At 72.6% G+C, this 24284-nt stretch carries 25 protein-coding genes; 17 read left to right on the forward strand and 8 right to left on the reverse strand.

Annotated elements, in window-relative coordinates; translation table 11 throughout:
* The first annotated feature begins 44 nt into the window (after positions 1–44).
* Positions 45–1358: a choice-of-anchor A family protein gene (locus tag ACIRD3_RS20830; protein WP_402218580.1), complete on the forward strand. Its 1314-nt coding sequence runs from the start codon at positions 45–47 to the stop codon at positions 1356–1358.
* A gap of 305 nt (positions 1359–1663) precedes the next feature.
* Entirely contained in the window at positions 1664–2365 is a 702-nt protein-coding gene (locus ACIRD3_RS20835) for an LAETG motif-containing sortase-dependent surface protein (RefSeq protein WP_402218582.1), read from the forward strand.
* Positions 2366–2449: 84 nt separating this feature from the next.
* Here ACIRD3_RS20835 and ACIRD3_RS20840 read toward each other — a convergent pair whose 3' ends face one another.
* Both ACIRD3_RS20840 and ACIRD3_RS20845 read right to left on the reverse strand, forming a co-directional pair.
* Positions 2450–3169 (reverse strand): ABC transporter permease, encoded by a 720-nt coding sequence (locus ACIRD3_RS20840; RefSeq protein ID WP_402218855.1) that lies wholly within the window; start codon positions 3167–3169, stop codon positions 2450–2452.
* A 47-nt stretch (positions 3170–3216) separates the two neighbouring features.
* On the reverse strand, positions 3217–4143 hold the full coding sequence (locus tag ACIRD3_RS20845) for an ABC transporter ATP-binding protein (protein ID WP_402218585.1): 927 nt from the start codon (positions 4141–4143) through the stop codon (positions 3217–3219).
* A gap of 164 nt (positions 4144–4307) precedes the next feature.
* Between ACIRD3_RS20845 and ACIRD3_RS20850 the strand changes: the two genes are divergently transcribed.
* From ACIRD3_RS20850 to ACIRD3_RS20895, 10 genes are all read left to right on the forward strand, one after another.
* Positions 4308–5150 carry a helix-turn-helix transcriptional regulator gene (locus tag ACIRD3_RS20850; protein ID WP_402218587.1) on the forward strand — a complete coding sequence of 281 codons (843 nt, stop codon included), beginning with the start codon at positions 4308–4310 and terminating at the stop codon, positions 5148–5150.
* Between the two features lie 9 nt (positions 5151–5159).
* Entirely contained in the window at positions 5160–6575 is a 1416-nt protein-coding gene (gene sufB / locus ACIRD3_RS20855) for a Fe-S cluster assembly protein SufB (RefSeq protein ID WP_097235832.1), read from the forward strand.
* Between the two features lie 58 nt (positions 6576–6633).
* A complete protein-coding gene (sufD, locus tag ACIRD3_RS20860) occupies positions 6634–7863 on the forward strand; it encodes a Fe-S cluster assembly protein SufD (RefSeq protein ID WP_402218590.1) in 1230 nt (409 codons plus the stop codon).
* Positions 7864–7868: 5 nt separating this feature from the next.
* Positions 7869–8186 (forward strand): non-heme iron oxygenase ferredoxin subunit, encoded by a 318-nt coding sequence (locus ACIRD3_RS20865; RefSeq protein WP_030055938.1) that lies wholly within the window; start codon positions 7869–7871, stop codon positions 8184–8186.
* Between the two features lie 6 nt (positions 8187–8192).
* Positions 8193–8957 (forward strand): Fe-S cluster assembly ATPase SufC, encoded by a 765-nt coding sequence (gene sufC, locus ACIRD3_RS20870; protein WP_402218593.1) that lies wholly within the window; start codon positions 8193–8195, stop codon positions 8955–8957.
* Positions 8954–10213 (forward strand): cysteine desulfurase, encoded by a 1260-nt coding sequence (locus ACIRD3_RS20875; protein WP_402218596.1) that lies wholly within the window; start codon positions 8954–8956, stop codon positions 10211–10213. Before sufC ends, ACIRD3_RS20875 begins: the two co-directional genes overlap by 4 nt.
* A gap of 20 nt (positions 10214–10233) precedes the next feature.
* Positions 10234–10686, forward strand: coding sequence for a Fe-S cluster assembly sulfur transfer protein SufU (sufU, locus tag ACIRD3_RS20880; RefSeq protein WP_350521371.1), 453 nt, complete (start codon positions 10234–10236; stop codon positions 10684–10686).
* Between the two features lie 22 nt (positions 10687–10708).
* Positions 10709–11122, forward strand: a complete 414-nt coding sequence (locus ACIRD3_RS20885) for a metal-sulfur cluster assembly factor (RefSeq protein WP_402218598.1) — start codon at positions 10709–10711, stop codon at positions 11120–11122.
* Positions 11123–11298: 176 nt separating this feature from the next.
* Positions 11299–11952, forward strand: a complete 654-nt coding sequence (locus tag ACIRD3_RS20890; RefSeq protein WP_402218601.1) for a hypothetical protein — start codon at positions 11299–11301, stop codon at positions 11950–11952.
* Between the two features lie 119 nt (positions 11953–12071).
* Positions 12072–12812 (forward strand): BTAD domain-containing putative transcriptional regulator, encoded by a 741-nt coding sequence (locus tag ACIRD3_RS20895; protein ID WP_402218604.1) that lies wholly within the window; start codon positions 12072–12074, stop codon positions 12810–12812.
* Positions 12813–12978: 166 nt separating this feature from the next.
* Here ACIRD3_RS20895 and ACIRD3_RS20900 read toward each other — a convergent pair whose 3' ends face one another.
* From ACIRD3_RS20900 to ACIRD3_RS20910, 3 genes are all read right to left on the reverse strand, one after another.
* On the reverse strand, positions 12979–13866 hold the full coding sequence (locus tag ACIRD3_RS20900; RefSeq protein WP_402218606.1) for a hypothetical protein: 888 nt from the start codon (positions 13864–13866) through the stop codon (positions 12979–12981).
* A 163-nt stretch (positions 13867–14029) separates the two neighbouring features.
* Entirely contained in the window at positions 14030–14461 is a 432-nt protein-coding gene (locus ACIRD3_RS20905; protein WP_402218609.1) for an NUDIX domain-containing protein, read from the reverse strand.
* Between the two features lie 34 nt (positions 14462–14495).
* Positions 14496–14861 (reverse strand): SDR family oxidoreductase, encoded by a 366-nt coding sequence (locus tag ACIRD3_RS20910; protein ID WP_402218612.1) that lies wholly within the window; start codon positions 14859–14861, stop codon positions 14496–14498.
* Here ACIRD3_RS20910 and ACIRD3_RS20915 point away from each other — a divergent pair.
* Complete coding sequence (locus ACIRD3_RS20915; protein WP_402218614.1) at positions 14854–15150, forward strand: hypothetical protein; 297 nt, start codon at positions 14854–14856, stop codon at positions 15148–15150. The genes ACIRD3_RS20910 and ACIRD3_RS20915 overlap by 8 nt on opposite strands.
* Positions 15147–15311, forward strand: a complete 165-nt coding sequence (locus tag ACIRD3_RS20920) for a hypothetical protein (RefSeq protein WP_402218616.1) — start codon at positions 15147–15149, stop codon at positions 15309–15311. The genes ACIRD3_RS20915 and ACIRD3_RS20920 overlap by 4 nt, the downstream gene beginning before the upstream one ends.
* A 246-nt stretch (positions 15312–15557) precedes the next feature.
* Here ACIRD3_RS20920 and ACIRD3_RS20925 read toward each other — a convergent pair whose 3' ends face one another.
* Positions 15558–16889, reverse strand: a complete 1332-nt coding sequence (locus ACIRD3_RS20925; RefSeq protein ID WP_402218618.1) for an MFS transporter — start codon at positions 16887–16889, stop codon at positions 15558–15560.
* A gap of 327 nt (positions 16890–17216) precedes the next feature.
* Here ACIRD3_RS20925 and ACIRD3_RS20930 point away from each other — a divergent pair, with 327 nt between their 5' ends.
* Positions 17217–18830, forward strand: coding sequence for a hypothetical protein (locus tag ACIRD3_RS20930; RefSeq protein WP_402218621.1), 1614 nt, complete (start codon positions 17217–17219; stop codon positions 18828–18830).
* A gap of 83 nt (positions 18831–18913) precedes the next feature.
* On the opposite strand, the gene ACIRD3_RS20935 is transcribed toward ACIRD3_RS20930, so the two are convergent.
* The gene (locus tag ACIRD3_RS20935) at positions 18914–19393 is read right to left on the reverse strand and encodes a VOC family protein (protein WP_402218624.1); all 480 of its coding nucleotides are present in this window, start codon (positions 19391–19393) and stop codon (positions 18914–18916) included.
* Positions 19394–19529: 136 nt separating this feature from the next.
* Here ACIRD3_RS20935 and ACIRD3_RS20940 point away from each other — a divergent pair, with 136 nt between their 5' ends.
* The gene (locus ACIRD3_RS20940; RefSeq protein ID WP_402218627.1) at positions 19530–20813 is read left to right on the forward strand and encodes a hypothetical protein; all 1284 of its coding nucleotides are present in this window, start codon (positions 19530–19532) and stop codon (positions 20811–20813) included.
* A 230-nt stretch (positions 20814–21043) separates the two neighbouring features.
* A complete protein-coding gene (locus ACIRD3_RS20945; RefSeq protein ID WP_402218629.1) occupies positions 21044–22534 on the forward strand; it encodes an alkaline phosphatase PhoX in 1491 nt (496 codons plus the stop codon).
* A gap of 20 nt (positions 22535–22554) precedes the next feature.
* On the opposite strand, the gene ACIRD3_RS20950 is transcribed toward ACIRD3_RS20945, so the two are convergent.
* On the reverse strand, positions 22555–24207 hold the full coding sequence (locus tag ACIRD3_RS20950) for a PucR family transcriptional regulator (protein ID WP_402218632.1): 1653 nt from the start codon (positions 24205–24207) through the stop codon (positions 22555–22557).
* Positions 24208–24284: the final 77 nt, after the last annotated feature.

Below are 24284 nucleotides of genomic sequence, written 5' to 3' on the forward strand. Positions count from 1 at the left end.
TTCTGGGACCGCTTCCACTCCTCCCGCAAGCGGAGATCCTGCACATGCGCATATCCACCACCGCCGCCGCGCTCGCGGTCGGCGGCTCGCTCGCCCTGGCCGGCCTCGTCGCGCCCCTCGCCCAGGCCGTCGGCACCGACCAGGAGTGCCGCGGCCTCGGGGTCGCCAACCTCTACGGCGAGTTCATCGAGGGCGACGACACCCACACCCCCGACGCCGAGGGCGCGGTCGCGGTCGGCGGCAACGCGGACTTCACCGGCGGCTTCTCGGTCGGCCAGGAGCTCACCGCCGCCGAGGTCGACGCGCTGCCCGGCAAGAACGCGCTGGTCGTGGCCGGCCGCATCACCGGCCACAACACCCAGGTGATGAAGGGCAACGGCGTCTACGGCTCGAAGGCCGACGGCGCGGTCGTCCAGGCGCACGCCGGCACCGTCGGCCAGGGCGCCTCGCCGATCGACTTCACGGCGGAGTTCGCCAAGCTGCGCGCCGCCTCCACCGCGCTGGCCGCCGTGCCGCAGACCGGCGGGGCCACCGTCCAGGCCGAGGGCGCGAAGCTGACGTTCACCGGCGGGGACGCGAAGTACAACGGCTTCACCGTCGACGCGGCGAAGCTGCAGGGCGCCAAGGAGGTGTACGTCAAGGTGCCGGCCGGCGCGGTGACGGTGGTCACCGTGACCGGTGGCTCGTACGACATGGCGGCGGCCGGGACCAGCGGGTTCTTCCTGTGGGACGCGGGCAGGTCCGCCTTCGTCCTGGACGACAAGCTGCAGAGCGCGGCGGGCGGGGCGGTCCGGGCGAAGCTGCTCTGGAACTTCCCGACCGCGACCAAGGTGGTCAAGAACAGTCAGGCCGCCTGGGCCGGCACGGTGCTCGCACCGAACGCCGCCTTCGACCTCGGCAGCGGCGGCCCGGTCAACGGCTCGGTGATCGCGGCCTCGCTGACCGGCAAGGGCGGCGCGGAGACGCACCACTACCCGTTCACCGGCTGCCTGCCGGGGACGCCGGTGCCGACCCCGACCGGTACGCCGACCGTGCCGCCGGTGGTGCCGAGCGGCTCGCCGTCGGTGACGCCGAGCGGTTCGGCCTCGCCGGGCGGGTCGGCGAGTCCGTCGGTGACGCCGAGCGGCAAGCCCAGTGCGAGTGGTTCGGCGAGCCCGTCCGCCTCGGCCTCCGCCTCGACGGCCACTCCGGTGGCCTCCGGCTCGGCGAGCCCGTCCGCCACGGCGACCGGCGGTGGCAACCTGGCGCACACCGGTTCCGGCCCGGTGGTGCCGCTGGCGATCGGCGGTGCGGTGGTGATCGCCGCCGGTGGCGCGATCGTGGTGGCCGCCCGGCGCAAGGCGGCCAAGAAGGCCTGAAGGATCGAGAAGCGCTGCTGATCGAAGCGGCGCCCCTGGTGATTGAACCCGATCTCCAGGGGCGCCGTTCTGTCTGAAAGGTGACGAAGTTCATTCAAGTTTGCCGAATTCGCGTTCTGCGAGGTGGCGGCTGTGATGGGCTGGTCATGCACATCGGAGCACGGACGGACAGACGAAATCCGGTCGTACGGCGGGGTGTAGCGGGATGCGCGAGTGCCGGTAGAGTCCCCCGGACAGTCGTAGCGGGCCTCCGCGAACCACTCAACACGCCTGCTGCACAGGATCGTTCGGAGGGGAACAGCGTAATGGCGCGACAGCAGCGGCACATCGGGATCGGCGCGGCGGCACTGGCCGGAACGGCGGCGGCCGGTTTTCTCCTGCCTCTGGCACTGGCCACCAACGCCTCGGCGCACGTGCCGAGTTGGTCGGTGACCTGCGACAAGGTCGTGATCGACCTGATCAACTACAGCCCCAAGCCTGACGTGAAGAACACCGTCAGCCTCACCATCGACGGCGAGAAGGTCCTGGACGCCAAGGCCTTCCCCGCCGAGTTCCACGGCACCTTCCCGGTGAAGGACCACACCGCCCCGATCAAGGCGAACCTGGTCGTCACCACCTCGGAGAACCCGAACGAGAAGGGGTGGAACATCAACGAGACCAAGACCATCGAGCCGTGCCACACGCCGACTCCGACCCCCACCCCCACCAAGACCCCGACCCCCACGCCCACCCCCACGCCGACGCCGACCGTGACGCCGACGAAGACCCCCACCCCCACCCCCACCCCCACCCCCACGCCCACCGCGACGCCGACCGTGACCCCGTCGGCCACGCCCACCCCGAGCAGGACCCCCGTCCCGGCGCCGACCAGTAGCGGGCCGGTGCTCGCCCAGACCGGTAGCAGCGACGCCACCCCGATGATCGCGGCCGTCGGTGGCGGCGTGCTGCTCGTCGGTGGCGCGCTGGTGCTGCTCGCCCGCAAGCGTCGCGGCGGCAGCCAGGGCTGACGCCCCGCGAGCGGAGAACGAGCCGAACAGCGCGACGCCCCCCGGCCACCTGAGGCCGGGGGGCGTCGCGCTGTTCGAGAGGGGTCACTCCCAGCGGAAGAAGCGGGCGGCCGCGGCCAGGCCGAGCACCGACCAGCCGGCCAGGATCCCGAGGTCGGCCCAGGGCACGCCGGCGCCGGTCTGCAGCACCGACCGCAGGCCGTCCGAGAGCGCCGAGATCGGCAGCAGCTCCAGCACCGAGCGCACGGCGTCGGGGAACTTGCTCAGCGGCACGATCACCCCGCCCGCGAGCAGCAGCAGGATGAACACCAGGTTGGCGGCGGCCAGGGTGGCCTCGGCCTTCAGGGTGCCGGCCATCAGCAGGCCGAGTCCGGAGAAGGCGGCGGTGCCGAGCACCAGCAGCGCGACCACGGACAGCGGATCGCCCTGCGGGGACCAGCCGAGCGCCAGCGCGATCACCGACAGCAGTGCGACCTGCAGCGCCTCCGTCACCAGGACGCAGCCGGTCTTGGCGGTCAGCAGCGTCCAGCGCGGGAGCGGGCTGGCGCCGAGCCGCTTGAGCACGCCGTAGCGGCGCTCGAAGCCGGTGGCGATGGCCTGCCCGGTGAACGCGGTGGACATCACGGCCAGCGCGAGCAGGCCGGGGGCCAGGAAGTCGACCCGCTTCCCGGGGCCCTCGACCGCGACGATGTCCACGGCGGAGAACAGCACCAGCAGCACGGTCGGGATGACCACGGTGAGCAGCAGCTGCTCACCGTTGCGCAGCAGCATCCGGGTCTCGAACGCGGTCTGGGCGAGCAGCATCCGGCCGACCGGTGCGGCCCCCGGCGCGGGGGAGTAGTCGGTCGAGGTCACGAGCGGAGCTCCCGTCCGGTCAGGTCGAGGAAGACGTCTTCGAGGCTGCGGCGCTGCACGGACAGCCGTTCGGGCAGGACACCGGCGGCCGCGCACCAGCCGGTGACGGTGGCCAGCAGCTGCGGGTCCACCGGGGCCTCGATCCGGTAGCTCCCGGGGGTGGTCTCGACGGCGGTGGCGCCCTCGGGCAGCTCCTTGAGCAGCGGGCCGAGGTCGAGCCCGGGCGGGCCGTCGAAGCGCAGGGCGCTCTCGGCGCCGTCGCGGCAGAGCTCCTCGGTGGTGCCCTCGGCGATCACCCGGCCGCGGTCCACGACGGCGACGCGGTCGGCGAGCTGCTCGGCCTCGTCCATGTGGTGGGTGGTGACGACGACGGTGACGCCGTCCCGGCGCAGGTCGCGGACCAGCTCCCAGGTGGCGCGGCGGGCCTGCGGGTCGAGGCCCGCGGTGGGCTCGTCCAGGAAGACCAGCTCGGGGCGGCCGACCACGGCCATGGCCAGGGCGAGCCGCTGCTGCTGGCCGCCGGACAGCCGCCGGTAGGTGGTCCGGCCGCAGGAGCCGAGGCCGAGGCGCTCGACCAGCGCGTCCACGTCCAGCGGGTGGGCGTGCAGCTTGGCGGTGTGCCGCAGCATCTCGACGGCGCGGGCGCCCGCGTACACGCCGCCGGACTGCAGCATGACGCCGATCCGGGGGCGCAGCGCGGCGCTCTGGGTGACCGGGTCGAGGCCGAGGACGCGGACGGTGCCGGCGTCGGGGCGGCGGTAGCCCTCGCAGGTCTCGATGGTGGTGGTCTTGCCGGCGCCGTTGGGGCCGAGGACGGCGGTGATCGCGCCGGTCGCGATGGTGAGGTCGAGACCGTCCACGGCCGACTTGTCGCCGTAGCGCTTGACCAGCCCGGCGATCTGGACCGCGGGTTCGGAGTGCATACCGGCGAGTCTAAGAGGCGCTCACGCGCGGGCCCCACGGTGGCCTCGGTGATCGTTTCCCCAGGTCAGGTAAGGCTTACCTGCGTGATCGATCACACCGGTGAGGCCTGGATCACGGCTTGTCCCGACGGAAGTAATTACGCAACACTGGTGTTGTGAAAAACATGCGCGAGCACGCCCAGCAGCAGGAGGCCGAGTCGGCCTCCCACTGCGACGTGCCCGTGACGGCGGCCGAGGTGCTGCTGGAGGGCCACCGCGCCACCCGGGACCGGGTCGCCCGGTCGATCCTGGACCACGGCCCCTCCTCCGCCGCCGACCTGGCGAGCCGGCTCGGCCTCACCGCCGCCGCCGTCCGCCGCCACCTCGACGGACTGGCCGCCGCCGGCCTGGTCGAGTCCCGCGAACAGCGGGTCTACGGCAGCCGCGGCCGGGGCCGTCCGGCCAAGGTCTTCGCCCTCACCGACGCCGGCCGGGACGCCTTCTACCAGGCGTACGACCAGCTCGCCGCCGACGCGCTGCGCTGGATCTCGGACTCGGTGGGCGGCGGCAAGGCGGGCGAGCAGGCGGTCGCCGCCTTCGCCCGGGCCCGCTTCGGCAAGCAGGGCGAGCGGTACCTGGAGGCGCTGCGCCACGCCGGGGCCGAGGACCGCACCGAGGCGCTCGCCCAGGCGCTGAGCGCGGACGGGTACGCTGCCACGGTGCGGCGTGTCCCGTCGGCCGCGGCCAAGGCCCCGGCGGGCGCCCAGCTCTGCCAGCACCACTGCCCGGTCGCGCACATCGCCGAGCAGTTCCCGCAGCTCTGCGAGGCGGAGACCGAGGTCTTCTCCCAGCTCCTGGGCACCCATGTGCAACGGCTGGCCACCATCGCCCACGGCGACGGGGTCTGCACCACCTATGTGCCGGCACCCGGTGCCGCATCGTCGTCCGCCCGTGGTTCCGCGGGCCGCGGCTCCGATGCGGTGCCGATTGCCGGTACGTCCACCGAAGATTCTGCGTCCGCGCGTTAGGAAGCTCGCATGACTGACACCGTTTCGCACCCGGAGCTCGAGGGCCTGGGCAACTACGAGTACGGCTGGGCCGACCCGGACGCCGCCGGCGCCGTGGCCAAGCGCGGGCTCAGCGAGGAGGTCGTGCGCGACATCTCCGCGAAGAAGAACGAGTCCGAGTGGATGCTGAACCTGCGCCTCAAGGGCCTGAAGCTGTTCGGCAAGAAGCCCATGCCGACCTGGGGCTCCGACCTCACCGGCATCGACTTCGACAACATCAAGTACTTCGTCCGCTCGACCGAGAAGCAGGCCGAGTCCTGGGAGGACCTGCCGGCGGACATCAAGGCCACCTACGACAAGCTGGGCATCCCGGAGGCGGAGAAGCAGCGCCTGGTCGCCGGTGTCGCCGCCCAGTACGAGTCCGAGGTCGTCTACCACCAGATCCGCGAGGACCTGGAGGAGCAGGGCGTCATCTTCCTGGACACCGACACCGCGCTGCGCGAGCACCCGGAGCTGTTCAAGGAGTACTTCGGCACCGTCATCCCGGCCGGTGACAACAAGTTCGCCGCGCTGAACACCGCGGTGTGGTCCGGCGGCTCGTTCATCTACGTGCCGAAGGGCGTGCACGTCGACATCCCGCTGCAGGCCTACTTCCGGATCAACACCGAGAACATGGGCCAGTTCGAGCGGACGCTGATCATCGTCGACGAGGACGCCTACGTCCACTACGTCGAGGGCTGCACCGCGCCGATCTACTCCTCCGACTCGCTGCACTCCGCGGTCGTGGAGATCATCGTCAAGAAGGGCGGCCGCTGCCGCTACACGACCATCCAGAACTGGTCGAACAACGTCTACAACCTGGTCACCAAGCGCGCCGTGGCGTACGAGGGCGCGACCATGGAGTGGATCGACGGCAACATCGGCTCCAAGGTCACCATGAAGTACCCGGCCGTCTACCTGATGGGCGAGCACGCCAAGGGCGAGACCCTGTCGATCGCCTTCGCGGGCGAGGGCCAGCACCAGGACGCCGGCGCCAAGATGGTGCACATGGCGCCGAACACCTCCTCGCACATCGTCTCCAAGTCGGTGGCGCGCGGCGGCGGCCGGACCTCCTACCGCGGTCTGATCGAGATCGGCGAGGGCTCGCACGGCGCCAAGTCCAACGTGCTGTGCGACGCGCTGCTGGTCGACACGATCTCCCGCTCGGACACCTACCCCTACGTGGACGTCCGCGAGGACGACGTGTCCATGGGCCACGAGGCGACCGTCTCCAAGGTCAGCGAGGACCAGCTGTTCTACCTGATGAGCCGCGGCCTGACCGAGACCGAGGCCATGGCGATGATCGTGCGCGGCTTCGTCGAGCCGATCGCGCGCGAGCTGCCGATGGAGTACGCGCTGGAGCTCAACCGGCTGATCGAGCTGCAGATGGAGGGCGCGGTCGGCTGACGTCCGGCCGAGCACCCGCCATCCACTGAATCCGAGGAAGAGAGCACTACGAACAGCCATGGCTGAGCAGAACACCACCGGCTCCACCACCGCCGGGTCGATCGAGGTCGGCACCGCCGGCGCGGGCGCGCAGCTCGCCGGCCCCGGCACCGGCCGTGACACGGTCAAGCAGCCGATCGACGCGCGCGTCGCGGTCAAGCCCTCCTTCGACGTGAACGACTTCCCGGTGCCGACCGGCCGCGAGGAGGACTGGCGGTTCACCCCGCTGCACCGCCTCGGCGGCCTGCACGACGGCACCGCCGCCGCGGGCGAGCGCGGCGAGGACAAGGTCGAGTTCACGCTGCCGGACGGCGTCACCGCCGAGACCGTCGGCCGCGACGACGCCCGCCTGGGCAAGGCCGGCACGCCGGTCGACCGGGTCGCCGCGCAGGCCTTCAGCGCCTTCGAGCAGGCCCTCGTGGTGACCGTCCCCAAGGACGCGGTGCTGACCGAGCCGGTCAAGATCGACGTCCGCGGGGAGGGCGGCGTCCGCTTCGCCCACGTGGTGATCGACGTCAAGCCGTTCGCCGAGGCCGTCGTGGTGCTCAACCACGCGGGCAGCGGCACCCGGGCCGCCAACGTCGAGCTGCTGGTCGGCGACGGTGCCAAGCTCACCTTCGTCTCCGTCCAGGACTGGGAGCGCGACGCCGTCCACGTCGCCCAGCACAACGCGCTGGTCGGCCGGGACGCCACGTACAAGTCCGTGGTGGTGACCTTCGGCGGCGACCTGGTCCGCCTGCACCCGCGGGTCAACTACGCGGGCCCCGGCGGCGAGGCCGAGCTGTTCGGCCTCTACTTCGCCGACGCCGGCCAGCACCTGGAGCACCGCCTGGTGATCGACCACGACACGCCGCACTGCCGGTCGAACGTGGCGTACAAGGGCGCGCTGCAGGGCCAGGACGCGCACGCGGTCTGGGTCGGCGACGTGCTGATCCGCGCCGCCGCGCTCGGCACCGACACCTACGAGCTCAACCGGAACCTGGTGCTCACCGACGGCGCCCGGGTCGACTCGATCCCGAACCTGGAGATCGAGACCGGCGAGATCGTCGGCGCCGGCCACGCCTCGGCGACCGGCCGCTTCGACGACGAGCAGCTGTTCTACCTGCAGGCCCGCGGCATCCCCGCGGACGAGGCGCGCCGCCTGGTGGTGCGCGGCTTCTTCGCCGAGCTGCTGCAGCAGATCGGCGTGGCCGAGGTCCAGGAGCAGCTCATGGAGAAGATCGACGCCGAGCTGGAAGCGGCGGTCTGAACGCGATGACCTTCCTCCGTGCCTGCGCGCTGAGCGACCTCCAGGAGGACGTGCCCAAGCGCGTGGACCTCAACGGCGTGCCGGTCTCCGTCGTCCGCACCGACGAGGGGGTGTTCGCGATCAACGACATCTGCTCGCACGCGAACGTCGCGCTCTCCGAGGGCGAGGTCGAGGACTGCATGATCGAGTGCTGGCTGCACGGCTCCAGCTTCGACCTGCGCACCGGCAAGCCCTCCGGCCTGCCCGCCACCAAGCCGGTCGCTGTCTACCCCGTAAAGATCGAAGGGGACGATGTGCTCGTCTCCGTCAACCAGGAGTCCTGAGTACACATGGCAACCCTTGAAATCCGCGACCTGCACGTCTCCGTCGAGGCCGAGAACGGCCCGCGCGAGATCCTGAAGGGCGTCGACCTGACCGTGAAGCAGGGCGAGACCCACGCCATCATGGGTCCGAACGGCTCCGGCAAGTCCACCCTGGCCTACTCGCTGGCCGGCCACCCCAAGTACACCGTGACCGGCGGCTCGGTGCTGCTGGACGGCGAGGACGTCCTGGAGATGTCCGTCGACGAGCGCGCCAAGGCGGGCGTCTTCCTGGCCATGCAGTACCCGGTCGAGGTCCCGGGCGTCTCGGTCAGCAACTTCCTGCGCACCGCCGCCACCGCCGTCCGCGGCGAGGCCCCGAAGCTGCGGCTGTGGGTGAAGGAGGTCAAGGAGGCGATGGCCGCCCTCCAGATGGACCCGGCCTTCGCCGAGCGCAACGTCAACGAGGGCTTCTCCGGCGGTGAGAAGAAGCGCCACGAGATCCTCCAGCTCGAACTGCTCAAGCCGAAGATCGCGATCCTCGACGAGACCGACTCCGGCCTGGACGTCGACGCGCTGCGGATCGTCTCCGAGGGCATCAACCGGGTCCGTTCGACCGGCGAGGTCGGCACCCTGCTGGTCACCCACTACACCCGCATCCTGCGGTACATCCAGCCCGACTACGTCCACGTCTTCGCGGGCGGCCGCATCGTCGAGTCCGGCGGTGCCGAGCTGGCCGACAAGCTGGAGGAAGAGGGCTACGAGTCCTACGTGAAGGGCGGCGCGTCCGAGTGACCCATACCTTTACCGGCCTGCTCGACACCGACGCGATCCGCAAGGACTTCCCGGTCCTGCAGCGGCTGCTCCACGACGACAAGCCGCTGGTCTACCTGGACAACGCGGCGACCTCGCAGAAGCCGCGCCAGGTGCTCGAAGCGCTGACCGCCTACTACGAGCGGCACAACGCCAACGTCCACCGCGGCGTGCACGTGCTCGCCGAGGAGGCCACGGCGCTGTACGAGGGCGCCCGGGACAAGGTCGCGGCCTTCGTCAACGCGCCCAGCCGCAACGAGGTGATCTTCACCAAGAACGCCTCGGAATCGCTCAACCTCGTGGCCAACATGCTCGGTTGGGCCGACGAGCCGTACCGCGTGGACGCCGACTCCGAGATCGTCATCACGGAGATGGAGCACCACTCCAACATCGTCCCGTGGCAGCTGCTGTCGCAGCGCACCGGCGCGAAGCTGAAGTGGTTCGGGCTGACCGACGAGGGCCGGCTCGACCTGTCGAACATCGACGAGCTGATCACCGAGAAGACCAAGGTGGTCTCCTTCACCCTGGTCTCCAACCTGCTCGGGACGGTCAACCCGGTCGAGACGATCGTCCGCAAGGCCCAGTCGGTCGGCGCGCTGGTCGTCGTCGACGCCTCGCAGGCCGCGCCGCACATGGTGCTGGACGTCCAGGCGCTGGAGGCCGACTTCGTCGCCTTCACCGGCCACAAGATGCTGGCCCCGACCGGCATCGGCGTGCTCTGGGGCCGCCAGGAACTGCTGGAGGACCTCCCGCCGTTCCTCGGCGGCGGCGAGATGATCGAGACCGTCACCATGGGCTCGTCCACCTACGCCCCGGCGCCGCACAAGTTCGAGGCCGGCACCCCGCCGATCGCCCAGGCGGTCGGCCTCGGCGCGGCCATCGACTACCTGACCGGTGTCGGGATGGAGAAGATCGCGGCGCACGAGCACGCGATCACCGAGTACGCGGTCGAGCGGCTGCTGGAGGTCCCCGACCTGCGGATCATCGGCCCGCGCACGGCCGTGGACCGCGGTGCCGCGATCTCGTTCACGCTGGGCGACATCCACCCGCACGACGTGGGCCAGGTGCTGGACGAGCAGGGCATCGCCGTGCGCGTCGGCCACCACTGCGCGCGGCCGGTGTGCCTGCGGTACGGAATTCCGGCGACCACGCGGGCGTCGTTCTACCTGTACTCGACGCCGGGCGAGGTCGACACGCTGATCGACGGCCTGCACCACGTCCGGAACTTCTTCGGCTGACGGGACGGGGCAGGACGACCATGAAGCTCGACTCGATGTACCAGGACATCATCCTGGACCACTACCGCAACCCCCACGGCAAGGGGCTGCGGGACGGCGACGCCGAGGTGCACCACGTCAACCCGACGTGCGGCGACGAGATCACCCTGCGGGTGAAGCTCGACGGCGCGACGGTCGCCGACGTCTCGTACGAGTCGCAGGGCTGTTCGATCAGCCAGGCGAGCGCCTCGGTGCTCAACGACCTGGTGGTCGGCAAGTCCGTCGGCGAGGCGCAGGCGGTCCAGGAGGCCTTCCTCGAGCTGATGCAGAGCAAGGGCCAGGGCGAGGGCGACGAGGAGGTGCTGGAGGACGCGGTCGCGTTCGCCGGCGTCTCCAAGTACCCGGCCCGGGTCAAGTGCGCCCTGCTCAGCTGGATGGCCTGGAAGGACGCCACCGCGCAGGCGCTCGCCCAGCACCCCGCCGTGAACGACTGATCCCGCGAAGGAGGACAAGACCATGAGTGACGAGAGCACCACCGCCGCCGACGCGACGGCAGCCGACGCCACGGCCTCCGCTGCGGAGGAGCAGCCGACCGGCCTGATCGTCGGCACCACCGCCGGCACCGTCTCGGTGGAGGACCTGACCGAGGCCCTGATGGACGTCGTCGACCCCGAACTGGGCATCGACGTCGTCAACCTGGGCCTGATCTACGGCATCCACATCGACGAGTCCGACGTGGCCACCATCGACATGACGCTCACCTCGGCGGCCTGCCCGCTGACCGACGTCATCGAGGACCAGGCCAAGACCGCCACCGACGGCCTGGTGCAGGACCTGCGCATCAACTGGGTCTGGATGCCGCCGTGGGGCCCGGACAAGATCACCGACGACGGGCGCGAGCAGCTCCGGGCGCTGGGCTTCAACGTCTGAGGCTGACGGTCGATCGTTGTTCCGCTGCCGCGCGAACCCTCGGGGTCGCGCGGCAGCGGTGTTTCCGGCTGTTCCGGCCGTTCCCAGCGGCAGGGTGTCCGACGTTCCCGAGTGTCACGCCGCGGTGACGGGGTGCGTTGGAGGGTGGGCGCAGGCTTCTACGAGGAGGTGGGGAGATGACCACCCGGCGGATCCTGCGTACTGGTGCGAACACGATGATGGCGGCGGTTCTGGGGCTCGGAGCGGCCTTGCTGGGGGCGTCCTCGGCACAGGCCCAGGACTTCGGGCCGGACACCTGCCGCCAGGGCTACGTCTGGAGGGACGCCAGGCCCGGAGACCATGTCTGCGTCACCCCGGACATCCGGTCCCAGGCGGCGTTCGACAACAGCCAGGTGCCGGTCCGGACGCTGCCGAACGGGTTCTGCGTCCAGGGCTTCGTCTGGCGCGAGGCCTGGGTGGGCGACACCGTCTGCGTGACTCCGCAGACCCGGTCGCAGACCAAGTTCGACAACAGCCAGGCCGACGACCGGCGCCTCGCGGTGCGGCTCTGGGCCGCCAACACCGCGGGCCAACTGGAGTTCGGCGGTGACCACTTCAACATCGGCGGCACGGTGCGGGTCCAGATCATCCTGAACTCGACCGGCGCCGTGGTGTGGCACGGGGACGTGACCGCCGTCCGGAACGCGGGGTTCGCGGGCGGCAGCTTCGGCCTCTTCACCGGCCATCCGTACACCTGCGCGTCGAAGAACGCGACCGCGCGGGCCATCGACCTGACCTCGGGCCGGGTCACGGCCTCGATCGCGGTCGGGTACTGCGTGAGGATCGACTGAGGTCGACGGTGTGAGGACCGACTGAGGCCGACGGTGTGGGTCGACTGCGGTCGACAGCGCCGAGCGGGCGGCGCAGCATGGAGAAGGGGCTGATCCGTGCACGAAGAGACGGTGGTTGGATGGCCTGCGGCGACCTGCGCTCCCCGGCACCCGGCACCCGCGTGCGACTCGCTCTGCTCGGCGGCTTCGACCTCTCGGTCGGTGACGCGTCGGTGGCCGTGTCCGCGGGGGCGGAGCGATTACTCGCATTCGTGGCGCTGTGCTGCAACGGGAACGTGCCTCGCCCGTTGGTCGCCGGCACGCTCTGGCCGGACGCCGCCGAGCGCTGCGCCTCCGCGAGTCTGCGCTCGGCGCTGACCCGCCTCCCGGCCGCGGGCCGGGAGGCGCTGGAGGTCGGCCCGACCGAGCTCAGGCTGGCCGACGGCGTCGGCGTGGACCTGCGCGAGGCGCGGACACTGGCCCACCGCGTCCTGGCCACCGAGGCGGCCCCCGCCCGGGCCGGCCTCGGGCTGGCGGCCGTCGACCGCCTCTCGGCCGACCTGCTGCCGGGCTGGTACGAGGACTGGACGCTGCTGCGGGCCGACAACTGGCGGCGCCTGCGCGTCCACGCCCTGGAGGCCCTGGCCGGCGCCTTCGTCGAGGCCCGCCGCTTCCCCGAGGCGGTGGCCGCCGCCGGCGCCGCCGTCCACGCCGATCCCCTGCGCGAGAGCAGCCAGGCCTGGCTGGTCAGGGCCCACCTCGCGGAGGGCAACCCGGGCGAAGCCCTGGAAGACGTCGAACGCTACGAGCGGCGGCTGCGCACCGAACTGGGCCTCCCCGCCCCGTCCCGCCTATGGCGCCTGGTCGCCCAGTCCCGCTAGAGGGGCGGCGGCGGGGTCCGCCCGTCGTCGGTGGACGCCCGCGCGTGATCTGCTGCGTCGGGTGGGTTCACCGCCGTTCCCCGTGGCCCTTCCCCCCACCCGGCGGAAGCGATCGGGCCTGGGCCCTGTCCCATCGGTGTGCCTTCGGGCTGGTGGAGAGCGTGTCTCAGACTGCGATGTGTGCGGGTCGACTGCCGGTCATCGCGGAGCGCAGGGCGGTCCGGACTCGGGCGGCACCTGCGGTGGCCACGTCCGCGCTCTTGTGGGCCGTGGGGGTTCGGGTGGCCAGGCCGGCGCACGGGCGGCAGATGCCCGGTCGGGGCACGGGGTCGTGGCAGGTGGCGCACTCGGCGTACCGGGTCGGTGGCCGTGCGGCAGGCCGGGCGGGCGGCATCTTGTGCTCCAGCCGGTAGCGGAGCACGGCGGTCGCCGAGTGCATCGGGGTGGGCAGGCCCGGCAGCAGGGCGTGGGCGAGGTCGGCGTGAGTCGCGCCGCGCTGCAGCCACTGTGCGACGAGGGGCGCGAGTTCGGCGGCTTCGGCCTCGCCCAAGCGCAGCCGGGGCTCGGGGCGGATCACCCGGAACAGGGTGGCCACGGCCTCGCGGATCTCGGGTGGTTCCTCCCCTCCTTCCTGGTCGCTTTCGCCTGGCGGGCGCGTGGGGAGGGAGGGTTCTTGCTGCCGGTTCTTTACAACAGGGCTGCCAGCAGGGCCGGTTGCCGCTGCACCGGGCGCCGGGCGGGTGGCACCCGGTGGCGCCGTGAGGTGTGGGGTGTCGTAGACGTGGGTCTCGGTGATGATCGTGCCGTCGGGCATGCGGATCTTCTCGACCCGGTAGTACCCGGCCTCGGCCAGTTCCTTCAACGCCTTGCGGACCGCGCCGCGTCCCTGCGGGCTGCTGTCGGCCATGTGCCGTCCGTCCTCGCGCCAGCCGTCGGGTCGGGAGAGGAGGTCCGCGAGAAGGCCTCGGGCGGTGTAACTCAGCCGCCGGTACTGGAGAACGGCGTTGGGCAGCACGGTGAAGTTGCGCACGTGGGCGCTACGATGGATGCGCATCGGGAGTTGTGGCTCCTGTTGCCGGACCCCGGAGCGTTGGCGCGCTGCCGGGGTCACCTGTTTTTGATTGGATTACGGAACGTACCACGGCATTTGACACGGTGTGAGAATTTCGTGACATTCAGTGCGTGACCAGCGTGCTGACGCAGCGACCGGATTGCGGCTACCTGGCGGCGAGAAGGTCCCCGCGTTCGACGGCCTTGTGGAGGACCCCGGCGATCTCCTGGGGCAGGAGGTTGATCGCGTCGAGGGCTTGGGTGGTGAGGGGGATCTCCTCCAGGAGGTACTCGCCCCGGCCTTCCTGGCTGAACTCGGGGCCGGTGCGATCCTCGAAGCTCCATTTGTCGACGGTGGCGAGGTAGAAGTCCTGGCGCTCGTCGTCCGTCTCGATGCTGTGGAGGAGACTGACGATCTCGGCCTCGCCCGCGATCTCCTCGCGGACCTCGCGCAGCAGGGCCTCTTCGGGGCTGGCGTCGGTGGGCTCGATCTTTCCGCCGACGATCACCCAGTACGGGTCGATGCCGGGGCGGATGCGCTTGATCAGCAGCATGGTGTCGTTCGGGGTGAGGAGGACGGCGCGGACGCGGTGCTGCATGGTGGCCTGCTTCCTGTTCGGCGGGACGGGCGGTTCAGTGGAGGATCCAGCCACCGTCGACGTGCAACGACTGGCCGGTGATGAAGGACGCGCTGGGGCCGGCGAGAAAGGCGACCGCCGCGGCGACGTCCTCGGGGCGACCTCGGCGCTGGACGCATTGGCGGCGGATCTGGTCCTCAGGTCGGGCTCGGTGGTGGGCGGGCAGGTCGTTCTCCGCCTCGACCTGGATGGCTCCGGGTACGACAGTGTTCACGCAGATCCCGGCCGGGCCAAGTTCCCTGGCCAGCGACCTGGTGAGGCCGAGGAGTCCGGCCTTGGCGGTGCTGTACCCGATGGGGTGGTTCCGTCTTGGTACGGGTCGATGCTCAAGCCACCCCGGCGAGCTCGGTGGCTTGAGCATCGAGCGCTTCCACCAGGCGCTGATCGCCGAGAGCGCCACCGAGTTCGACCGGCCCGGCTCCACCTGCCCGGTGAACCAGCTGCCGCCGTACCGGCACCAGACGGCGCTGCTCCCCAGCCATCGGCACTCCCACCGCCGGTACGAGCCGGGCGACTTCCCGGTCGCCGAGCAGGCCCACGCTCACATGATCAAGCTTCCGGTCTGGCATCGTGGGCGGGATCTGCAGCTGGCCGAGCAGTACGTCCGCGCGGCCATGAAGATCAGCGACCATCACGAGGAGCTGCTGTGACCGTCACCTCCCCCGAGTTCGTGGCCGGCTTGGCGGCCGACGCCGAAGCCGCCGGCATCACCCGCTTCGTCGCCGCAGCCCTGATCAACCATGACGGGCGGGTCCTGCTCCTGCGCCGCAACCCCGACGACTACCTGGGCGGCCTCCGGGTGTTCCTGTAGAGGGGCCCCTCTCCGGCAGCTACGTGGTCCTGCTCCGCCCCCGCCCCCGCCGCGCGCCGCCCGGCTGGGCGGCGGGGGCGGGCACCCGCCGGGAGGCGGGGTGGGGGGTGGATGGTGGGGAACGGCGGGGGACGCTGCTCAGCGGAGCGGATGACGCGCGGGTGTTCATCCGGTGGCGGAAACGCCGCTGCCCGGGACTTCCCCTTCGGAAGTCCCGGGCAGCGGCGTTTGCGGGTGGGTGCGCGGTCAGGCGGCCTTCGGCTTGCGGGCCACGGCGACGGCCAGGGCCGCGCAGAGGACGGCGGCGAGGGCGGCGAAGCCGCTGACGGCGGGGAGGAGGCCGTAGCTCCTGACCAGGGCGCCGACGGCGACGATGGGGAGGGAGCTGCCGAGGTAGACGATGACCCAGAGGGCGGAGAGCTCGGAGCCCCGGCGTTCGGGGTTCAGTGCGGCGACGGCGGTGGTGAAGAGGGAGCGGAAGGCCACGCCCTGGCAGATGCCGCCGAGGACGCTGCCGATGAAGAGCAGTGCCGGGGTGCCGGTGTAGCCGGCGGCGACGACGAGGCCCAGGCCGGCGGCCAGTCCGGTCATGCCGAGGGCGATGACCTTGCGGTCGGCGGTCGGCGGGACGACGAGCTGGGCGGCGGCCGAGGAGCCGAGCAGCAGGGCCGCGACCACAGCGCCGGTCAGGTGCGAGGGGCTGTTCAGCAGCTTGGCGGCGAAGGCCGGGGCCAGGCTGAGGTAGACGCCGAAGACCGCGTAGGAGATGAAGCCGGCCGAGGCGGCGAGCAGGAACTCGCGGCGGCCGGTGCGGGGCAGCCGCAGGCGCTGCGGGCGCAGGTGGGCCGGGGTGGTGATCCGGGGCGGGGAGGCCGGCGGGCGGTTGCGGCCGGGCATCCGGGGGTGGACCAGGGCGAGCGGCACGCAGAGCGCGAGGAGCGCGATGGCGTGCAGCAGGAAGGGCGTCAGCAGTGGGTCGGAGCCGCCGGACAGCAGGGCGCCGACGATCGGGCCGAGGGCGACGCCGCCCGCCGAGCAGGCCAGGGTGAGCTTGGCGGCCAGGGTCGGGTGGTCGGGCAGCAGGTCGCCGAGGGCGGCCCCGGCGGCGCCGGTGGACAGGCCGACGGCTATGCCCTGGATCGCCCGGCCGGCGGCGAGCTGCCAGAAGCTGCCGGAGGTGGCGAAGACGACGTCGCCGGCGGCGGCCAGGGCGACGGCGGGCAGGATCAGGGCGCGGCGGCCGAGGTGGTCGGACCAGTGGCCGACGATGGCCAGCACCGGGACCAGCGCGAAGACGTAGACCGTGAAGAGGATCGTGGTGTCGAGCGGGCCGAGCCCGAGGCGCTGCTGGAGGAGCGGGTAGATCGGCGTCGCCAGGTTGGCACCGATCAGCATCAGCAGCAGGGCGGCGGCCACCAGGCCGACGCGGACTCCGCGCAGGGCGTTCCAGCGGCTGATCGCGGAGAGCTGGAGCTGGGCGCGCGGCGCGAGCTCCAGGGGGAGCAGGGCCTCCGACAGTCGGCGTCCGTCGAGCTGCGCGGTGCGCAGGCCGGAGCCGGCGGGGGAGAGGTCCGCCATGTGAGGGGTCTCCTGTGGCAGGGCGCCACCGGGGTCGGCGGGGTGTGCCGGCGCGCCCGTCCTGAGGCGCTGTGGTGGTGGCCGCGGTGCGGGGCTCCCTGGTGGAGCGGATGAGCTGTGAGAGGTGGGCTTCGTTGCCCGGTGGCCCGCGCGGGGTGTGCGCGGGTGCCAGAGCGAAGGATAAACGGTGGGCGCACGGATACGGCGCGCGCCCCTGTGAGCGCCCCCGGAGGCCGGGCATCGCGGGTGCCCGACCTATACGCTGAGGTGGTAGATCGGTACGCGGAGCTGTTTGGGCTGACCGCTGGCTGAGGGAGAGCGCAAACGATGGCCGGACGACGTCGGAAGAACGCCGGGGCTTCGGGGGGAGAGGGTGCGGCCGAGGCGGTGCTGCCCGCCGACCTGGAGCTGCAGGACCTCTACGGGGCGTTCGCCGCGCACGGTCTGGACGACGAGGACCTGGACGACGCGGCCGTGCTCGTCCCGCCGGTCAAGCTGCCCTCCGAGGAGGAGCTGGCCGAGCAGGCGAAGGCCGTCCCGATGTTCGGGTACGCGCTGACGCTGGCCCGCTGGGCCGCCCCGCACCGGGCGGTGGACGAGTTCGGCGACCTGGTGGAGGAGGACCGGGCCCCCGCGGCGCGCCTGCTGGGCCTGGCCCCGGCCGAGGGCGAGGTGCCCGAGGAGACCGAGGTGGAGGCGCTGCGGGCCTGGTCGCTGGCCTGCGACCTCGACCTGGTGGAGCTCGGCACGACCGCGGAGGGCGAGCACGTCGCCGTCCCGGGCCCGGACCTGGAGCCCGCCGAGCAGGGCGACCCGGAGACCGTCCTGGAGCTGTGGCTGACCGCCGCCGGGATCGTCCGGGAGCTGGCCGTGGAGGCCGACTCGCTGCCCGAGGAGGACGGCGAGGCGGCGGCCGGAGCGGACGAGGAGGACGAGGACGGCCTGAACGAGGTCGAGGAGGCCCGGGACGAGGCCGCCGAGCTGCTGGACGAGGCGCTGCAGGTGCTCTACGAGACCACCGCCTTCGCCGAGCCGGGCAACGAGACCGTCCCGCTGGGCGTGCTGGCCGCGCTGCTGGTGGTGCCGGAGGGCGAGGAGCCGAGCGAGGAGCTGCTCGGCGACATCACCGACGTGATGGTCGCGCTGGACCCGATGCTGGGCGACCTCGCCGAGCTGGGCCTGCTGGACTACCGCCCGATCGACCCGGAGCTGTTCGACGAGGAGGAGGGCGACGAGCCCGCCGTCGTCGGCGAGGAGCCGCTGGACGAGGAGGAGTCGGCCCGCTTCGGCCTGGTCCGGCTCACCCCGCTCGGCCAGTACGGCATCCGGCAGTGGCTGCTGGAGGACGGCTACGACGCGCCGCTGGTCGGCGAGCTGGCCCAGGGCGACGCGGTCGAGCTGCTGCGCGGGCTGTGCGAGTCGGCCAACGTCCTGCCGGACGAGGAACTGCGCGTGTGGACGACCGGCCGGGAGCCGGTGGCGGCGGCGCGCGAGCTGCTCGCGGCGGCGCACGGCGACGACGCGTACGGCCCGCTGCGGCGGATGCTCTGCGTCTCGGGGCTCGACATGCTGGGGCCGGACGCCGAGCCGGCCGTCCGGGAGGTGCTGGACGACCCGGAGCTGGGCGGCGCGGCGCGGGCCTGGCTGACCGCCCGGGGTGCGACGGACGTGCCGGTGCCGGGGCGGGCGATGACGCTGTGGACGGTGGTCGACACCTTCGCCGCCCAGCTGCTGGACAACGGAGGGGACGCCGAGCTGCTGCGCGACCTGGTCACCGACCTGCCGGTGAAGGGCGACCCGGCGACCTGGTTCGGCGAGCTGTGGCGGGTCGACCACCCGTACACGGCGGACGTCCTGGAGGCGATCGGGGAACTGCACCTGGACCGGGCGGTGGCCAAGGAGGCGCGCAAGGCGGCCTTCAAGGCGCGGTCGAAGAACTAGGCCGAGCACCCGGGCGGCCGGTCGGCCGGGGTGGGTCGGCCGGGGTGGGTCGGGTCGGCCGGGGCGGGGTGGACCGGGTCGGGTCAGGGGAGGTCCAGGGAGCCGTCCTCGGTGAAGGGGACGAAGGGGTTGTGGGCCAGCTCCCAGAGGTGGCCGTCCGGGTCCTCGAAGTAGCCGGAGTAGCCGCCCCAGCTCGTCGCGGCCGGCGGCTTGACCAGCACGGCGCCGGCCCCGACGGCCGTCGTCATCGCGGCGTCCACCAGCGCGGGGGACTCCAGGTTCACCGCGAGGGTGACGCCGCGGAACGACGGCTCGCCGGTGGCCGGCACGCCCGCGTCGGCGGCCAGCTCGTCGCTGGGGAAGAGTCCGAGCACCGAGTCGGCGGTGCGGAACCAGACGATCTCCGGGCTGGAGGCGGAGGAGCGCCGCCAGCCGAGGCCCTCGTAGAACCGGGCGCTGCGGTCGAGGTCGGTGACGCCGAGGGTGACGATGCTGATCCTGGCGGGGAAGCCGTTCGGGGCCGCCGTGCCGTCCGTGGTGGTGGTGCTGCTCTGTGCTGTCATGCCGCCAGGTTAGGGAGGGCGGCTGACAACCGGGGGTCCTGACACGGCCACCGCCCCCGGCCGGCAGTCGAGCTGATGACCCGGCAGCGGCGGGCACGTAAGGTGGCGTCAGCGGTGCGGGCGCGAGGACTCGGGGGTGCGGCACAGGATGATGCGGGAGAGCGGCGGCAGGCACCAGGAGTGGAACACCGGGCCCGGGGGCCCCGCCCCGGTGCCCGACCGGCCGGGCCAGGAGGATCGTTTCGCCGGTCATCTTCCGGACCAGGTCGCGGACCAGGTCACCGGCCAGGCCGCGGGCCTGGTCTCGGACACGGTCGGCGACCAGTTCGCCGACCAGTTCGCCGACCAGGAGGACTTCTCCCGCCGGACCCTGGCCGCGGTCGACTTCCCGGTGTACGGCGTGGTCGACGGGCCGGCCCGCACCGGTGAGGCGCTGGCCGCCTTCGAGACCGCCGGCGGCGCGCTGCGCTGGGTCGAGGTGCAGTGCGGCGACTGGCGCTCCGCCGCGGGCCCGTACGTGACCGTGCGCACCTACCGGCCGGGGGCCGAGCAGTGCGAGCCGCTGCCCGAGCTGGAGGACGTGGTCGAGGACGAACGGGACCGGGTCTACGAGCAGTTGGGCCTGGACGAGGGCGACGGCCCGGGCCGGGTACGGGCGCTGCGCGAGTGGATCACGGTGGACGGCGAGCCGTGCGCGGTGGAGGTGCACGAGGACCGGCCGGAGCTGCCGCCCGGGGCGGCGACGGACGGGCCCGAGCCGGTGTGGGCCGGGCGGCTGCGGGTCGGCGGGCTGACCGTGACGGTCTGCGGCCGGGGGGTGGCCCCCGGCGGGGTGGAGCTCGGCGGGATCGGCGACTTCGAGCGGTACCTGCGCGGGCGCACCGACCTGCTGCGCGACCTCGCCTCCCGGCAGGCCCGGTACGTCCCGGTGGAGGAGCGCGAACTGCCGCCCGTCGTCGGGCTGGAGGCGCACCGGTCGCTGATCGCGCAGAGCATCGCCGAGACCGCCGCGATCGAGGCGCAGGTCCGGGCCGGGCGCACGCCGCGGCTGCCGCGCGGGCTGCGCGGCGACGCCTGCGCGGTGCGCTGGGAGGCGGCGGTGCGCCAGCAGATGCGGCTGGCCACCGAGACCCGGGAGGAGGCCGCGGCGGCGGTGACCGCGATGGTCAACCATCTCAACCGGCTGTCCCAGCAGACGCATTGGCTGGTCGGCACGGCGGAGGGCGAGGCGGCCGTCGAGGAGGTCGTCCGGTACACGGTGTTCGCCAGTGAGGTGGCGAGCCTGCCGGCCCAGCGGGCCTGGGCGCAGCTGTGGCGGGAGCGGCCGGGCGGCGGCGGGGCCGGGGTGTGGGAGGAGCACCGGCTGGCCGAGCAGCTGTGGCTGGCGGCCTGGGAGCAGTGGCGGTCGGCGCGGCGCTGACGGGCCGGCGGGCCGCCCGCGCGGTGCGGGAACCGCGGCGGGGCTGACGGTGTGACGCGGCAAAGCTGACGCTGACTTGGCAAAGCGGAGGTCATGTGTCGGTCATCGGTCGGCAAATGGCCGCCCGGATGTGAGGTGCGCGTCATCCCGGGTTCACCCGTCCGGCGGAGCCTGCTGGGCGTCGGCATCCCACCCCGACGCCCGCGCCCATCCCTTCAGGAGTTGCTGCCATGTCGCTGTCCCGCCGGGACTTCGTCAACCGTTCCACCGTCGTCGGGGCCGGTGTGCTGATCGCCGGCAGCGCCGGGGCCCTGGCCAGCGCCCCCGGTGCGATCGCCGCCCCGGCCGGCGGCGAGGCCCCGGCCGCTCCGGCCGCCGGGACCAACGCGGCCGGTGGCACCGCCGTCGGCTACGGCGCGCTGGTGCAGGACCCGGCCGGGCTGCTGTCCCTGCCCAAGGGCTTCTCGTACAAGGTCCTGAACCGGGCCGGCGTCACCAGGCTGCGCACCGGCGAGTTCACCCCGAGCAACCACGACGGCACCTCCGCCTTCGAGGACGAGCACGGCGGCAACTACATGGTCGTCAACCACGAGCTGTCCGGCGCGCGCGACAAGTGGCCGCACCCGGTGCCGCTGACCGAGGGCCACGTCTACGACCCGGGCGCGGCCGGCGGCTGCACCATCGTGCACGCCAAGCGGGACGGCTCGGTCGAGCAGTGGGTCGGCATCGCCGGCACCGCCACCAACTGCGCCGGCGGCATCACCCCGTGGGGCACCTGGCTGTCCGGCGAGGAGACCGAGGACAAGGCCGGCAAGAACGGCTTCACCAAGGACCACGGGTACGTCTTCGAGGTCGACCCGTTCGACGACGACTACAACCGCGACCCGCAGCCGGTGAAGGCCTTCGGCCGCTACGCGCACGAGGCCGTGGTCGTCGACCCCAAGCGCGGCCAGGTCTACCTGACCGAGGACGCCTCGAACCCCAACGGCCTGCTGTTCCGCTGGACCCCGCCGGCCGGCTTCCGGCACGGCCGTTACCAGCTGCGCAAGCTGGCCGCCGACGCCGGTGTGCTGGAGGCCTTCAAGGTCTTCGACGCGCAGGGCAAGTTCGTCGACGACCTCTCCCGCGCCACCAAGGTCGGCACCACCTACGGGGTGGACTGGGTCAAGGTCCAGGACCGCGACGCCAGGACCGTGTCCGTGCGCAAGCAGTTCAAGGACGGCGAGGTCAGCCGCGCCCGCAAGCTGGAGGGCATGTGGTGGGGTGACGGCGGCTTCTACTTCGTCTCCAGCTACGCCCGCTCGGAGAGCCCGCTGCAGCACGACGGCCAGGTGTGGTTCTACAACCCGGCCCGCCGCACCATCACCCTGAAGGTCCTGCTGGGCGTCAACACCGACGTCTGGGGCGACCACGACAACTACGACGGCCCGGACAACATCACCGTCTCGCCGTACGGCGGCATCGTGATCTGCGAGGACGGCGAGGGCGTCTCGCACCTGTTCGGCGCCACCGAGGACGGGCTGGTGTACCCGATCGCCCGCAACGAGCTGAACATCGGCACCGCCGAGAAGCCCGAGTTCAGCGAGTTCACCGGGGTGACCTTCTCGGACGACGGCAGGACCCTGTTCGCCAACATCCAGACCCCGGGCATCCAGCTGGCCGTCACCGGCCCGTGGCACCGGCTGAACGAGCACAAGCGCGGCCAGGGCTACGGCGAGTGACCCCCGGAGCGCGGCCAGGGCTACGGCGAGTGACCCCCGGAGCCCTCGGAGCGTGACCGGCTGCCCGCGGACCAGTCGTCCGCGGGCAGCCGCAGTTGCAGCATCGCCAGCAGCCGCTGCTGCGGCTGGGCGAGGTCGATGCCGGTCAACTGCTCGGCGCGGCGCACCCGGTAGCGCAGGGTGTTGGGGTGGATGTGCAGGGCGTCCGCGGCCACCCGGACCTCGCCGAGCGCGTCCAGCCAGGCGAGCACCGACTCGGCGAGCCGGGTGCCGTGCCGGCGGTCGTACGCGGTGAGCGCGGTGAGTCGCGGGTCGCGCAGGCCGGTGCGCTCCTGCAGCAGCGCGACCACCTCGCTGACCAGCACCTCCGCCTGGACGTCGATCAGCGCCGCGACGTCGAGGTCCACTCCGCCGCGGCCCATCGCGTCCAGGATGCGGTCCGCCTGCGCGCGGGAGTCGGGCACCTGGGCCAGGCCGTCGACGGTCGAGCCGATCGCGGCGCGCAGCGGGACGCCGAGGTGCTCCCGGGCGGCCGTCACCACCTCGGAGGCCCAGCCGCGCACGGTGGCCATCGGCAGGCCGGGCGGCAGCTCGGGCAGCAGCACGTACACCCGGGACTCGATCGGGGCGAGCAGCGCGGCGCGGTGCCGGGCGGCGGTGTGCACCGAGATCAGGCCGGTGACGTCGGAGCGGTGCAGCACCTCGGTGGTGTGCGCGCCGTAGGCCAGCACGGTGGCCGGGCGGCGCAGGTCCAGGCCGATGTGGGTGGCGAGCGACTGGGGGCCGGTGGAGCCCTCCAGCAGTCCGGTGAGCAGTGTCCGGGTGAGCCGGACGTCGGCGGACAGCTCTCGGCGGCGGCGCACCAGTTGGGCGGCCGCGACCCGGGCGGCGCCGACCAGGGCCTGCTCGGCCAGCGGGGCCAGCGGCTGCGCGCCCTCCTGCACCCAGATGGTGCCGAGCGGCTGCGCCCCGGCCCGGATGCCGACGGCCAGACGGCGGCGCAGGCCGAGCTCGGGGTGCGGCTCGACCGCGATCGGGGCGTCCGAACTGCGCAGGTGCTGGAAGATGCCCCACTCGCGGAGCTTGGACAGGTACGGCTCCGGGCCCTGCCAGCCGAGGATGGAGAGCCGGCGCAGGTCGTCGACCTCGTCGGAGTCGGAGGAGCGGGAGTAGGCCAGCACCCGGCTGGAGGTGTCCTCGATCGAGACGATGCCGTTGGTGAGCACGGCGACGGTCTGGGCGAGGGAGAAGAGGTCGCCCGCGTTGGGCTCGGGGGCGCCGGGCGCGTCCGGGGCGTCCGGTCCGGCGATGATCGCCCGGGCCAGCGAGTCGAGGTGCTCCCAGCGGGTCTCCCGGCGCACCGAGAGCAGCGCGACGCCCGCGTCGGTGGCGGCCTCGCGCAGCGCGTCGGCCTGGCCGGGGCCGTCCAGCTTGACCGCCACGGCGGCCGCGCCGGCCCGGCCGGCCGCGCGCAGGGCGGGGAGCGCGGCCCGGCCGCGGGCGCCGATCGCGAGCACCAGCTCGCCGGGGGCGGCGGTCGGCGGGTCCTCCGGGTCGAGGATCGCGACGTCGCGGACCGGGACGTCCAGGCCCTGCGGGGCGGCCTGCAGTTCGACCAGGGGCTCGCCGAGGGACATCAGCAGGTGACGGAGCGGCAGGCCGGGGGTGGTCATCCGGACCTCCTTCCTCCGTCCCTCATCCGTTCGGACAACGGCGTGTGGTTGATTTTAGCCGGGCGGACAGAGTTCCA

It is taken from the genome of Kitasatospora sp. NPDC093550, from assembly GCF_044764985.1.
Classification (GTDB): domain Bacteria; phylum Actinomycetota; class Actinomycetes; order Streptomycetales; family Streptomycetaceae; genus Kitasatospora.

Bases quoted from the DNA above. Each gene is read 5' to 3' on its own strand.
- ACIRD3_RS20905 (WP_402218609.1), bottom strand. From the start codon at position 14,461: ATGCAGCACCGCGTCCGCGCCGTCCTCCTCACCCCGAACGACACCATG.
- ACIRD3_RS20840 (WP_402218855.1), bottom strand. From the start codon at position 3,169: ATGCTGCTCGCCCAGACCGCGTTCGAGACCCGGATGCTGCTGCGCAAC.
- sufB (WP_097235832.1), top strand. From the start codon at position 5,160: ATGACTGACACCGTTTCGCACCCGGAGCTCGAGGGCCTGGGCAACTAC.
- ACIRD3_RS20950 (WP_402218632.1), bottom strand. From the start codon at position 24,207: ATGACCACCCCCGGCCTGCCGCTCCGTCACCTGCTGATGTCCCTCGGC.
- ACIRD3_RS20865 (WP_030055938.1), top strand. From the start codon at position 7,869: ATGACCTTCCTCCGTGCCTGCGCGCTGAGCGACCTCCAGGAGGACGTG.
- ACIRD3_RS20850 (WP_402218587.1), top strand. From the start codon at position 4,308: ATGCGCGAGCACGCCCAGCAGCAGGAGGCCGAGTCGGCCTCCCACTGC.
- ACIRD3_RS20835 (WP_402218582.1), top strand. From the start codon at position 1,664: ATGGCGCGACAGCAGCGGCACATCGGGATCGGCGCGGCGGCACTGGCC.
- ACIRD3_RS20895 (WP_402218604.1), top strand. From the start codon at position 12,072: ATGGCCTGCGGCGACCTGCGCTCCCCGGCACCCGGCACCCGCGTGCGA.
- ACIRD3_RS20885 (WP_402218598.1), top strand. From the start codon at position 10,709: ATGAGTGACGAGAGCACCACCGCCGCCGACGCGACGGCAGCCGACGCC.
- sufU (WP_350521371.1), top strand. From the start codon at position 10,234: ATGAAGCTCGACTCGATGTACCAGGACATCATCCTGGACCACTACCGC.
- ACIRD3_RS20945 (WP_402218629.1), top strand. From the start codon at position 21,044: ATGTCGCTGTCCCGCCGGGACTTCGTCAACCGTTCCACCGTCGTCGGG.
- ACIRD3_RS20830 (WP_402218580.1), top strand. From the start codon at position 45: ATGCGCATATCCACCACCGCCGCCGCGCTCGCGGTCGGCGGCTCGCTC.
- ACIRD3_RS20935 (WP_402218624.1), bottom strand. From the start codon at position 19,393: ATGACAGCACAGAGCAGCACCACCACCACGGACGGCACGGCGGCCCCG.
- ACIRD3_RS20930 (WP_402218621.1), top strand. From the start codon at position 17,217: ATGGCCGGACGACGTCGGAAGAACGCCGGGGCTTCGGGGGGAGAGGGT.
- ACIRD3_RS20890 (WP_402218601.1), top strand. From the start codon at position 11,299: ATGACCACCCGGCGGATCCTGCGTACTGGTGCGAACACGATGATGGCG.
- sufD (WP_402218590.1), top strand. From the start codon at position 6,634: ATGGCTGAGCAGAACACCACCGGCTCCACCACCGCCGGGTCGATCGAG.
- sufC (WP_402218593.1), top strand. From the start codon at position 8,193: ATGGCAACCCTTGAAATCCGCGACCTGCACGTCTCCGTCGAGGCCGAG.
- ACIRD3_RS20910 (WP_402218612.1), bottom strand. From the start codon at position 14,861: ATGCTCAAGCCACCGAGCTCGCCGGGGTGGCTTGAGCATCGACCCGTA.
- ACIRD3_RS20925 (WP_402218618.1), bottom strand. From the start codon at position 16,889: ATGGCGGACCTCTCCCCCGCCGGCTCCGGCCTGCGCACCGCGCAGCTC.
- ACIRD3_RS20845 (WP_402218585.1), bottom strand. From the start codon at position 4,143: ATGCACTCCGAACCCGCGGTCCAGATCGCCGGGCTGGTCAAGCGCTAC.
- ACIRD3_RS20900 (WP_402218606.1), bottom strand. From the start codon at position 13,866: ATGCGCATCCATCGTAGCGCCCACGTGCGCAACTTCACCGTGCTGCCC.